Source organism: Bacteroides sp. NSJ-48 (assembly GCF_014287405.1).
GTDB classification, from domain to species: domain Bacteria; phylum Bacteroidota; class Bacteroidia; order Bacteroidales; family Bacteroidaceae; genus Bacteroides; species Bacteroides stercoris.
On sequence record NZ_JACOOD010000023.1, the window covers coordinates 53,839 to 64,901 of the forward strand.

Genomic DNA, 11,063 nt, shown 5'->3' on the forward strand with positions numbered 1-11,063 from the left:
TATACTTTCATTATCACTCAGATTTTGTCAGCCGTACAATCTTACAAGAACGCCCGGGAATCTTATAACTCAAAGAAGCTTCAGCTTCCCCCTCATCCTGATGTTTCCACAAATCACGCACTTTTACCTTGCCCTCAATGCCTATTTCAGAAAAATCGAGTGTACGGTCATATTCATTATCTTCTTTATTGAAAAAACCTACGATATAGTCTCCGTCGGACATCTGTCCGTACCATATTTGATTTTTTGCATTCCACAAATCATCCGACAAAGGTTTTCCTACAAATCCGTCTTTGTTCAAAGCCAGCAATTCTTCATTCTGATAAAACTTTAAATCACCGCTGACAATCGTATTATACTGATCGGCTACGGCAATCGGACCACCCGCCATCAGTTGCAAAGAAATCACGCTCTGTTTTTCACCTTCCGTATCAAATGTATTCAAACGGGTAAAATCAGCATCCAGCACTACCTTTCCCCTTCCCGCAATGTGCGACCAACTGATAAGGCCGGTAAACATATTAGAGGTAGACGGCCATCCATCGGGATTGAACCATGTAGGGCCATTGCTTGCAAAGTGTTGCCATCCGCCTTTCATTGTATCGGCATCTACCCGAATCATATTACCATATTTCTTCTCCAACTCCGCATCATTTTTCAGATTGGGCATCACAAGCGAAGTGAATACCTGATACTTTGTGGCGGCCTCGGAAATATACTTCAGCGCGAGTTCGTATTCTTCACGTCCATATCCTCTACCGGGCATTCCGCCAGCGCCATCTGCCGTTTCAAACAGACAGAGAAAGTCCATACGGATAAACTCTACTCCTATTTTCTTATAATATTTAAAGAAGCCATCAATAAACTCCTTAGCACCTTTATGGCTGGGAACTATCCAAGTAAAGACATCCCCTTTATCCGGATAAAGAACATCATCTTTGGCGGAATTGTACACTAAACTCCCCACTGTAATACCTTCCGTACCTTTTACTACCGTTTCATACGAGCAGTGTACCCATAACGGATTATCATAAACACCCAGTTTCAAACCTTTGGCCTTACATTTAGCTACTAAATCCGTCAGTTTTATACCGGCATAATGGGTCATATACCCACCCGGATCAATACCGGGATCGTTTGTCATTGACATAAAGCCGTCCGTACAAATCATACCGTAACCATAAGGCAGAAGATTCTCCGATACCCAATCAATATTCGCATCCCAAGTCACTTCAGGCATATTCGTATTACTACCGGCCTGTTCGGCTACCCAGGCATACTCATATACACTCCAATATAAAGGAGCGTTCAAACTGATAGGTGCATACACCTGTTCATCGTCATCATCATCAGACGGCAAATTCTCGTCAGGAATCATATCAGGCGTCCATCCGGTTCCTTCATCTTGGCATCCCCCAAAAAGGGATGCCACAATCAATAAAAATTGTATAATAAATATTTTTATCATAATTACCTGGTATTACGGTAGTTTTTCAAATTTAACTGTCATATCTATCACATTCAGAGATATCTTATATTTCCCGGCTTCATCCACTCTCCACTTATAGTCGTTCTCATCTGTATTATCAGGATAATTCTTACGTACCATTTTCAGCGCATTGGTAACTAAAGTACCATTTACCTCAGGCATCAAATAATCACACTCAAAACCTTCAGTATTACTCAGGGGAAATTTTATTTCTCCTAAGTCGAGATGTCCTTCCCATACAAACGTACCTTCCTTTTCATCCGGATTATACAGGAAAGCTATTTTAAATGGTGTATTCCATTTGGTTACAGTAGCGTCACCCGTCATCCAAACAGCTTTAATAGGAAGATTATCAGGTATTTCTATTTTCGGTTTCTTTTCAAATGTTATTTCCATCAGATAAGTATCCAAAATTATTTTATAACTGCCTGCCTGAGATTCCGTAATTTTCCATTGATAATCATGAGTTTCTACTTTTTCTTTCTCTACATACTCCATAGTATTATCACCGCCAGGCTCTGTATCATGCGTCTTCGGCATCAGATAAGGTATATTCCAATCCTCACGTAATTCCAACGGAAACTTTAAATGTCCTCCATATAAATCCCCTTCATAAACAAACTGTATATTATTAATTTTCGTCAATCCAACCGCATTCATAATAGTCCAACCTGCCGGAGTAGCATCACCTATCGCCCAAACTTTTTCATATTTATTTTCCGGATATTCACTTGCAATAGTTAATTTCTCCACATCGACAGTAATGAAATAATACCCTTCCGTATCTATGTGGAACAATGTTTCCGTACCATCATCCGTTTCATTATAAACCAATGTATTGTTATCGGCGCCTCTTGTATAAGAAGGTGTCAGACTTGTCCGGCTCTTTATGAACTTAAAGTCACCTTGCTTCAAATGTCCGCCCCATTCATATTTTTGTTCGGAAAGCACCTCATTCATTTTAAGCGATTTAGTTGCATCCATCCCTTCAACGGCGCTACCTACAATGAAAAGATCTCTCGCCGCAATATAATAACCTGTCACCGAAAACTGCACCTTGGATATTTCCGGTTTCATATATACACTGCCTCCTGAAACTTCAGCTATGATTTCTGCCTCTAACATGGCAGTTTCTCCCGTTGTTACCTTCCACCCGCTCAATAAAGCGTTCATCTCCTTGTGCGTATAACTGATACTTTGTACACCTTCCGGAATTTCTACTTTTGCGATGGAAGTCTCAAAGTTATTATCGGCCATATCCATCTTAAAATAATATGTGAGTTTCGTTCCTTCTCCGCGATTGGCAGCACTTCCCCATGTAAAGGATATTGCTTCTTCATTACCCAAATCCTGATTCAATACCACATCACTCGAAGAAACTTTCAGTCCCATCGTGTCTTGTGGGAAATCCAAAGTTATCCGCTCCGTTTCATCTTGACAGCCCATAATTACAAAGGGTAATGTCATTAGAATATTTTTTATCGCATTCTTCATAATAATCAATTGCATTTTTAACCGTTAATTCCAATAAGGGCTTTGAACAAGTTTATCATTCTTATCTATTTCCGACTGATGGATAGGGAACCAATAATAGGCTTTCTTGTATACCCGTTTCAGATAAGGCGTACGTACATAGAAAGAAGAATTATCTTTTCCGCTGAAATTCATTCCGTAGAAATCACCGTTCAATACATTTTCCGCTTCTTTCAAACGGCGAAGATCATCATAACGGATTCCTTCACAGCTCAATTCCACACGACGTTCGGCACGAATCAACTTGCGCATTTCCGCCTGGTCGTTCAAATCAACATGAATAAAATTATCATCCGTAGCACCTGTGGTATACTGACGAATGCCCGCACGTTCACGAATTTTATTCAGATAGACCAAAATGTCTCCATTACCCGGATCGGATTCGTTCAATGCTTCCGCATAATTCAGATAAGCCTCGCCCAAGCGATAGACAATACCCGGACGATACTTATAAGTACCCTGTTTTACATTTAAGTCCGGAGAGATTTTTTTACGTATCAAATAACCATTTTGCGGAGCATCATGGGTATGCGGATTGTCGGCACTTCCATTGAAAAAATTAAATACACGCTTCTCCTGTGTGAAATAAGAGTTATTATAGCTCACCGTAACATAAAAACGAGGCTCACGATGACAATACATATTATAAGTATTTTTCTTGCTTATCGCTCCTCCGTTCACTTCCGTATCCCACACTGTATTATCACGAGTTTCATCAGAAACAGAATAACCTGTTTCCACATATTCGGAATTATCATCATTGATAGGCAGACCGTTTTCCATAAAGAATGCATCCACCAACGACTGCGTAACGCCTAAGCCGCCGCTACCGCCACTGGCAGCCGGAGTAGCATGTTTTTCATATTCCCCATATTCCGAACCACCGGGACGTGCAAACAGAATTTCAGTATTCCCTTCATCATATCTTGTCAGGAAAAGATTTTGATAAGACATAAACGGGTCTATTGTACCATCATCATTCTTCTCCGTATACAATTTATGTCCGGCAGCTTCAGCGGCATCAATCAGTTCTTTACAAGCCTGCGCCGCATACGCCCATTTAGTCTTGTCGGCAGTAGTACTGAAAAGATTCTCGCCGTCCTTATTCTTATGATTTGCATAATCAGGATTTCCATTTACCAACGGACTGGCGGCAAAAAGTAACATACGGGCACGTACTGCAAGACACATGATAGAAGTAGCACGGCCGTATTTACGTGCTTCGGTATATTTGGCAGGAAGAATTTCGGCCACTTCCTTCAACTCTTTATCCACCCAATCCACCACTTCATAATAGGGGCGTTGTCCTTCCATTAAATCCGCCAAATTAAAGTCTGTCGGCGCTATATAGTTCGGTTTGAAAGGAACCGGACCATACGTATTTGACAGCAGATAATAATAATAAGCGATCATAAACCGCATCTCCGCTTTCATATACGTCACTTCAGTAGCACTGATTCCCTGATCGGGCAGCGGATGTACGTTTTCTATAAAAATATTAGCCTCGCGTATCAGCTGGGGCAACCGTGACCAATAGTTACCGTCCCAATCCGTAGAAGGTGTCCATTCGCCCAATAGCATCGGAATTACTTTCCAATCCCATTGCCGCCACCGTTCAGAGGCCGTCATATCATCACTGAGAATATCCCATCCTAATTTCCGCGCGTATCCCCAATAAGGATCCGGAACATGAGAATATACATTGGCAAGCCAACCCTCTGTACGGGTTTTATCTTCGAATACCATAGGGAGTGTCAGTTCCGTATCTGATTCTTTATCCAGATAATCGACGCATGAAGTCAAGAGTTGCATACCCAAAACTCCGGTTATAATATATTTAAATAGTTTCATAATATGATTGTATAGTTGGTTATCATTAAAAATTCAAGTCAAATCCCACCATCAAAGAGCGCATGGACGGATATTTCAAACCGTCGACGGTATCCAGTTCAGGATCCCAAAGTTTGAATTTGGAAAGATAGAACAGATTGTTACCGCTCACAAAGAAGCGGATGCTCTTGGCATGAATTTTACGCGTAACAGACTGAGGAATACTGTAACCCAATTCTATTGATTTCAGTCGCAAGAAACTCATATCTTTCTTCCACCAGGTAGAAGCACGGTTATTATTGGTATTCGTACTCTCTGATAGACGAGGCCAGAACACATCCTGCGAAGGATTCTTTTCTGTCCAGCAATCGGTATAATTATCGTATACATTACCCAATACGCCTTGTCCGCTCCCCGGAATAAAATAATCGGAACCACCGATAACGCGATACGCATCTGCAGAGCCCTGGAAGAAGAAGCTGAAATCCCATTGCTTGTAATTCAGGTTACCACCGAAACCGTATACCATACGCGGATCTTTTGTTCCGCCTATATATCCTTCATCCGCTTCCGTAATGACCCCATCATCATTCATATCGACATATTTGATATCTCCCGGACGTACCTCCGTTCCTAATTCAGGTTTCGGTATACCGGGTTTCAGTTCCCCGTTTATAAAATCATCTTCCGTAAAAAGGCGTTCTGCCTGCAATCCCCACAGGGTATTAATGGAGCGTCCCGTAATGGAACGGTAAGTTCCTTTGACCGATTCCGGCTCGTCTTTCTCCAATATCTCATTTTTAGCATAAGTGACAGTACCTCTCAGGCTCATTGCCCAATCATCATTGAACCGTTTGTTGTAAGTTACCGAAAGATCATATCCCTGATTATTCACTTTACCATAGTTGGCATACGGATTAGACACGAAACCTGCTTGGGTAGGGATGGTAGAACGTTGCATAAAAATACTGGTACGTTTTTCTTTAAAGAAATCCAGTTGTACATCCAACTCGTTCCACAACCCCAATTCAAGACCGATATTCATTTTAAGAGCTTTTTCCCAAGTCAGATCGGAAACCCCTACTTCACCTTCCTGAATACCTGTGTAATAGTTGCTATCGGTATATCCGAAATGATAACCGCTGGAATTACTGTTAATGGTAGTGATATATGCAAAACGACGACCGCCGATATTATCATTACCTACCGAACCGACAGAAGCTCTCAACTTCAATTTTGTAATGTCTTCCTGCAAATTCCTCATGAAGCTTTCTTCTGAAATCAACCAACCGATGGCTACGGAAGGGAAGAAACCGAAGCGCTTGCCTTTTGCAAAGTTCTCCGAACCGTTGTAACCGAAATTAAATTCACTGATATAACGGCGGTCGAAAGTATAAGAAAGACGACCGGCGATACCTTGTGTACGATTAGGTTGTACATCACCCCAGTCATAGCTACGCTGGTTGTATAAGAAAAGCGCATCGAGCGCATGTTTGTCAAAAGTACGGTTATATGTAACGGCAGCTTCCAGATAAGTACTTTGGTTTCCGTAATTGGCGTTACTTGAATGGTCTAAAAACTCACTACCATAACTCAAAATACTGTGCACCAATTCTCCTTCATCATTACGCGACTTGGCCACACTGTAATAATCAGGTTCCTTACCGCGAGTAACAAAATTCTCATTATATGTATCGAATGCAAACGTCACTTTCATTTTCAGCCCCGGAGTAATCATCTTTAAATTCTGTTCCAAAGAAAAAAGAGATTCCAGCTTACTTTTTCCACCGCGGTAATAACCGTTCTGCGTATTCATAGCCCACGGGTTTTTACGGGTATTGCTGACACGAGGAATGGTACCGTCCGAATAAACGGCAGGATGTACAAACGGCGGAGTCTCAAAAGCAGCTTGAAACAGTTCATCCGTACTACTTCTCGATTTACGAAGATTCTGTAAATAGCCTCCCACATTGAAACGTAAAAGCGTCGTTTTCGTCAAATCCAAATCCACATTGGCACGAATATTATAACGGTTCAGTTTGCTTTGCGTATCGTAAGGCAGTGTTTTATCAGACCCCATAATTCCGTTTTCATGGTAAAGAGAAGCTGTCAATGAATAGCGAAGTATTTCCGTACCGCCGGATACCGTCAGATTTGCACGCGTAGAATTAGCGTAATCCTTGGTTATCGCATCTATCCAGTCTACATCAGGATATAAATCTTTATCATATCCATAATAAGTCTTCAAAATCTGGTCTTTCGTAAACAGCCTTTTGTTCGGGTCGGACTGAAGCGTATTCAGCAAACTCATATATTCGGCAGCTCCTATGAACTGAGGAAGCTTTGTAGGAGCCTGAATAGATTGCTCCACACGTAAATTTACGGAAGGAGCAGATACCGAACCGCGTTTGGTATTAATCAAAATAACACCGTTGGCACCTCGCACACCATACATGGCGCTGGCCGACGCATCTTTCAATACCGAGAACGATTCTATTTCCGCCGGATCGATATCATTCAAACTACGCTCTACGCCATCTACCAAAACCAACGGAGACGTATTTCCGCTGAATGAAGATATACCACGAATCCAAAAATTTGAGTTATCATACCCGGGCTCTCCCGAAGGCTGTACGGCAATGACACCTGCCAGTTGTCCCGCCAGATTATTACTCATGGAACGGGATGAACCTACCTGTAATTTCGCAGGCTCCAAAGTTTGTACGGAACCGATAACCGAGAGTTTCTTCTGATTACCGTATCCCACAACTACCACTTCATCCAATGCTTCTACATCTTCCAATAAAGTAATATTAAAATTGATATTATTACCAACCGGAATTTCCTGAGTTTTAAATCCTACATAGGTGATGACAAGAATACTGCTTTTATCAGGTACTTCAATATAAAAATGACCGTCAATATCGGTAATAGTCCCCCCTGAAGAACCTTTTACCATAATATTTACACCCGGTAAAGTGTTTTTTTCTTTGTCGATGACAGTACCACTGACACGGATACCTTTTTGCTGCTCGATAGTCTCACTTTCGGAATATGGAGTCTCCGCATATAACGGAAATACATATACCCCGCAAAATAAAGAACCTACAAGCAGTGTTTTCTTTAAATTCATAGTAATTACATTTATTGGTTATTAAATGATATTATAATCAGTCCTTGTTATAATTCAAAGGCTGATGCAAAAATCATAAATTAATCTAATACAAATAAATATATAAGATTAAAATACAAAGATAGTTTACTATCAAATACCTGAAAATCAAATATTTGATAGTAAGATCAAGACATAAAAATATAAATGCCGTACAATACTTAAAAGGATGTAATCTGCATAATATTTTCTTCAAAATGCTCCGGATTCAGCGATTTCAGCCTTAACCGCGAGCGATAAGAATAGATGGTAGCTTTAGAATAGCGTAAAAAAGATGCAATGCGTTCACTATCGGTGATTCCCAAACGAATCAGAGCAAAGATACGCAGTTCCGTAGTCAGACGACCCTCTTCCTTAGGCACAATGGAGTCGTTTGCAGGTAACAATGAATTGAATGCTTTTACAAAAGACGGGAACAGGTGCAGGAAAGTTTCATCAAAGGTATTATAAAACGCTTCGAGTTCCTCTTCGATAATGACGGAAGATTTCAATGTTTTAAATAAATCCTCAAGTTTACCGGACGCCGCTTTTTTATTGAGCATTCTGCGGTAATTATCCATCTTGTCGATGTAAGAAGAACATTCCGTCATAAACTTGGTAATGTAAAGCTCCTTAATATTGTTAGCTTCCGAAAGCGACTGGTTCATATCCGACAATGCGTGATTGGTTTCATGGAGCTCTTTATTGGCAGATTGAAGTTGTTCGTTTACAGAATTAAGCTCCACATTCAACTGTCTTAACCGTTCATTGGCCTTGTTCAGCTCGCTTCTTGCCGCCGATAGTTTTTTTATTTGCCGCTGCACATAAATTACCAAACCGATAAGAAACACAGACAATATGCTGATACATGCCAATGCAATCATCATCTGTTTCTTTTCTTTCTTCGTTTTGACTTGATAGGCATTATCGATAATAGGCAATGTTTGTGTCACTTCAATAGTACGCAGGCGGGCATTACAGAATGTAGCATCATCCAACGAACGACGCATATAAATATATGCCCGGTTGATATCGCCTTCTTCATAGAGGATAGTGGCCAATCGGCGCAGCGAAATATATTCTTTTACTGCCCATTTCATATCAGCCATTGCAGAGACAATCAAGTATTTCTTTTCTTCTTCCCTGTTTCCTTGTCTTCTGTAAAAATCGGATATGGAGTAGGCCACATAGGCTACATCACGGTTATCAGGATCCAGTTGGCGGTAAAAATCGAGTAATATCTGCAATCCTTTGCTATAATCTCCCTGTTCCAACAATCTGTCAGCACGTATATAAACATCGGTAGAATCATTTTTCTGCATAATCGAATCTTTATAAAGCATGGCTTTTGCCCGATATTCCTTGCTTTGAGACTCGATAATGGTATACTTTACCATAGCTTCATACAGTGTATTGTAAATGAGGAAATAATACCTCTCCAGATATTCTGCCAGCGTAGCCCGGTTAATATTTTGTAAAATATCCGATGCTTCTTTATACATACCGCCCTGTATCAGCACATAAGCCATATTCAATCTTGAATCGTCAATGTAATCCTGGCGATTCATCTTATAGGCAGATACCAGTTTTTCCTGCGCATAATGAAGTGCGGAATCAACCACATAAGAAGAATATTCATTGAAAAGAAAGTTCTTCAACTGATAGCGTTCTTCTTCCGATGCGGTTTTGCGTAATTTTGATTTTACGTCAGAAATACGTCCCTCGCGAATATCAACATATTTCTGTTGTTCAGCCACTACTCTATCCAAATCTTCCAAAGAGGGAAAAGCGGTGTTTTGAGCCTGTCCAGCACAGAAATGTAACAATATCGATATGAAGAAGATGATTCTTTTCATTTTTATAGGTTTTTCAGCAACAAAGATATGAAATTTATTACATTCTTGGTGTTAATACCTCTTTCTATCTTCTTCCCGCGCAATACACTCCACCTAATATCAACATCGCACCCATGAGCGAGATTACGGTAAACCGTTCGTCAAGCAGTACGGCAGACCCTATCGATGTAAAAAGCGGATTTAAATAAATGTAGTTGGAAGCCCGTACCGTACCCAATTTTTTCAAAATCATATTCCATACCACAAAACAAATTAAAGAAGCCAGCACCCCTAAAAAAAGGAGATTCATCCAAACCGCCGGTTGCAAAAATCCGGAAAGAGAAAATTGCCAGGGACGAACAAGGAATACGGGAAGTATAGTCAGTACCCCATAAAAGAAAATCTTGCGGGTTATGAAAGCCGTACGGTAACGACCTGACATTTTTTTCATTATCAAACTGTAAAATGCCCAGGAAAAAGCGGCAAGCAAAGTCAGGAAATCGCCAAGGGGTGAAATCTTCAACACAAAATGGCCGTTATACACTACTAACGCCACCCCTACTAATGCAAGCAAAGAACCGCCTATCAGCGCAGCGGTGGCTTTCTCCCTTTTATAAATCAGCAAAGACAGAATAGTGGTGAGCAACGGAGCCGTGCAAACAATGAAAGCCACATTGGTAGCCAGTGTAATTTCCAATGCCGTATTTTCCGTCAGAAAGTAGAACGAGCCACCCGTAACGCCACCCGACAACAACCAAAGTTCATCCTTCCAATTATCGGCAAACAGTTTGCGCGGAGAGATAAACCAAATACCCAGATAAGCCATCAGAAAACGAAGCAAAAATATCTCTTGCGGAGAAAGTCCGTATCCTATCAATACCTTCGTAGAGATGAACGTCAGCCCCCATATCCCCACTACAAGAATGGCAATAATATGATAAATGTAATTTTTCTTCGCATTCATATACGACACGGATAAGTTGCCGGCAAAGATACGCTATTTCTATTTTCAATACAATGAAATAACACCTTTAATAAACGCCTTCGGAAAGAGGTTGTGTCAAAATGCTGACACAGCCTTTTTTTATGCGCAAAGCCCAGACTTTCTCAAGCCCGGGCTTTGTTATTACCCAAAGTTTTCGTATCTTTAGGCATAAAGTTTTTCGTTATGGCAAAGTTACATTTTCGTCCTTACATTCCCAACCAAACCGTTCTTTTTCCACAA

6 protein-coding genes are annotated in these 11,063 nt (G+C 40.7%); all 6 read right to left on the reverse strand.

What is annotated here, in order from left to right; genetic code table 11:
* Positions 1 to 13 precede the first annotated feature (13 nt).
* A complete protein-coding gene (locus H8S52_RS11930) occupies positions 14 to 1,468 on the reverse strand; it encodes a glucan 1,6-alpha-isomaltosidase (RefSeq protein ID WP_118940083.1) in 1,455 nt (484 codons plus the stop codon).
* Positions 1,469 to 1,480: 12 nt separating this feature from the next.
* Positions 1,481 to 2,983, reverse strand: a complete 1,503-nt coding sequence (locus tag H8S52_RS11935; protein ID WP_186909899.1) for a SusF/SusE family outer membrane protein — start codon at positions 2,981 to 2,983, stop codon at positions 1,481 to 1,483.
* A 24-nt stretch (positions 2,984 to 3,007) separates the two neighbouring features.
* Positions 3,008 to 4,873 carry a RagB/SusD family nutrient uptake outer membrane protein gene (locus tag H8S52_RS11940; RefSeq protein ID WP_186909900.1) on the reverse strand — a complete coding sequence of 622 codons (1,866 nt, stop codon included), beginning with the start codon at positions 4,871 to 4,873 and terminating at the stop codon, positions 3,008 to 3,010.
* Positions 4,874 to 4,898: 25 nt separating this feature from the next.
* On the reverse strand, positions 4,899 to 7,985 hold the full coding sequence (locus tag H8S52_RS11945) for a TonB-dependent receptor (RefSeq protein ID WP_009121972.1): 3,087 nt from the start codon (positions 7,983 to 7,985) through the stop codon (positions 4,899 to 4,901).
* 200 nt (positions 7,986 to 8,185) lie between these two features.
* On the reverse strand, positions 8,186 to 9,859 hold the full coding sequence (locus H8S52_RS11950; protein WP_118940086.1) for a DUF6377 domain-containing protein: 1,674 nt from the start codon (positions 9,857 to 9,859) through the stop codon (positions 8,186 to 8,188).
* A gap of 64 nt (positions 9,860 to 9,923) precedes the next feature.
* Positions 9,924 to 10,802, reverse strand: a complete 879-nt coding sequence (locus tag H8S52_RS11955; RefSeq protein ID WP_022218602.1) for a DMT family transporter — start codon at positions 10,800 to 10,802, stop codon at positions 9,924 to 9,926.
* Positions 10,803 to 11,063 lie beyond the last annotated feature (261 nt).

What these genes read in the sequence shown, in the direction of transcription:
- H8S52_RS11930 (WP_118940083.1), bottom strand. Translation starts at nt 1,468, where the DNA reads ATGATAAAAATATTTATTATACAATTTTTATTGATTGTGGCATCCCTT.
- H8S52_RS11955 (WP_022218602.1), bottom strand. Translation starts at nt 10,802, where the DNA reads ATGAATGCGAAGAAAAATTACATTTATCATATTATTGCCATTCTTGTA.
- H8S52_RS11945 (WP_009121972.1), bottom strand. Translation starts at nt 7,985, where the DNA reads ATGAATTTAAAGAAAACACTGCTTGTAGGTTCTTTATTTTGCGGGGTA.
- H8S52_RS11940 (WP_186909900.1), bottom strand. Translation starts at nt 4,873, where the DNA reads ATGAAACTATTTAAATATATTATAACCGGAGTTTTGGGTATGCAACTC.
- H8S52_RS11935 (WP_186909899.1), bottom strand. Translation starts at nt 2,983, where the DNA reads ATGAAGAATGCGATAAAAAATATTCTAATGACATTACCCTTTGTAATT.
- H8S52_RS11950 (WP_118940086.1), bottom strand. Translation starts at nt 9,859, where the DNA reads ATGAAAAGAATCATCTTCTTCATATCGATATTGTTACATTTCTGTGCT.